At 64.1% G+C, this 1,062-nt stretch carries 1 protein-coding gene and 1 pseudogene; both read right to left on the reverse strand.

Annotated features, from left to right (window positions below; all coding sequences use genetic code 11):
* Positions 1-467, reverse strand: a pseudogene (locus tag AN233_RS06025) (hypothetical protein); the annotation flags it as partial.
* A gap of 28 nt (positions 468-495) precedes the next feature.
* Positions 496-915 carry a hypothetical protein gene (locus AN233_RS06030; protein ID WP_008364408.1) on the reverse strand — a complete coding sequence of 140 codons (420 nt, stop codon included), beginning with the start codon at positions 913-915 and terminating at the stop codon, positions 496-498.
* Between the last annotated feature and the right edge of the window lie 147 nt (positions 916-1,062).

Here is a 1,062-nt window from a genome sequence, read left to right on the forward strand (position 1 = left end):
CCGCGCATCGTCCCATTCGGTGCGATGTAGAGTGGGGTTTCACCGGACTCGAGGTGTCCACGAGTAGAGGGCTGGACCGCGAAGATCGTCGCGTGAGCATCCTCGATGAAGACGCCGTCCTCGAGGTCTGCGTGCGGTGGATGTACGGACGTATCTGGGCCGCCGGCGTCGAGGTCCTCGAAGTCGTTCCGCGTCCACGTCGCCGCTGTCGCGGGCGGCCGTTTGAACGTAATGTCCGTCCCGTTCGCGACCTGATGGACAGCGGAGCGGTCCTCGCCGTAGCGCTGGCGGTACTCCTCTTGGCTGATGTAGTTGTCCGCATCACGTGACCACAGCGTTGCCGACTCGTTTTCCGTGAGCCCGTTCCCCTCCGTACCCGGTCGCGGCGGGTCAGCGGCGACAATACCCGTGACTAGGCTCGTCGCGAGCAAGCCGGCCATGAGCACGGAGAGCTCTCGATGGTTCATAGGGCTCGCAACGGGGACTGTGGGGTGGTTACCAGGGGACGAGGTCGACGCACTGCGCCAGCGGGAGGCCCATCATCGACCCGGCGACGGTGTACAGGGGGCCGAGCACGACGAGGACGACCGCGGACTTCATCGCTGACCGCTTGTGGCGCTTGAGGCCCTTCTTCTGCTCGGGATTGAGGGTGAACATCTCGATGAGGGAGTCAGCCTGCCAGACGATGGCGAGGCCGACGATCCCCAGCGCAGTGGTCAGCTGGAAGAATCCCTCAATCATACTCGGGAGGTTGTCTGCGCTACAGACCGCATTACTCTGGGCGGCGACCGGCTGGACAGCGAACAGGCTCAGGAGGACGACGGTGAGCGCTGCCTGCCGAGGAATCTTCCCGGTCAGCGGTGACTGGTTTTCGACGCTACGCTCAGGGTCGGAGGGAGTCTGGTCCTGTGACATAGCGGGTTAATCATCGGTGGCGTCTCCAGCCGTAGGCTGGTTCTGCTGCTCTTCGACGAGTGACTGGAGGTCGTCGAAGCGGTTGGTGTCCTCTGCGATCTCTTCGAGCGTGTAGCCCTGCTCGCGGGCCCGTTCGAGGAGGTCGCG

Origin of the sequence: Haloparvum sedimenti, from assembly GCF_001462205.1 — an archaeon.
Lineage (GTDB): Archaea > Halobacteriota > Halobacteria > Halobacteriales > Haloferacaceae > Haloparvum > Haloparvum sedimenti.

Coding starts and splice junctions, on each gene's coding strand:
- AN233_RS06030 (WP_008364408.1), bottom strand. CDS start 915: ATGTCACAGGACCAGACTCCCTCCGACCCTGAGCGTAGCGTCGAAAAC.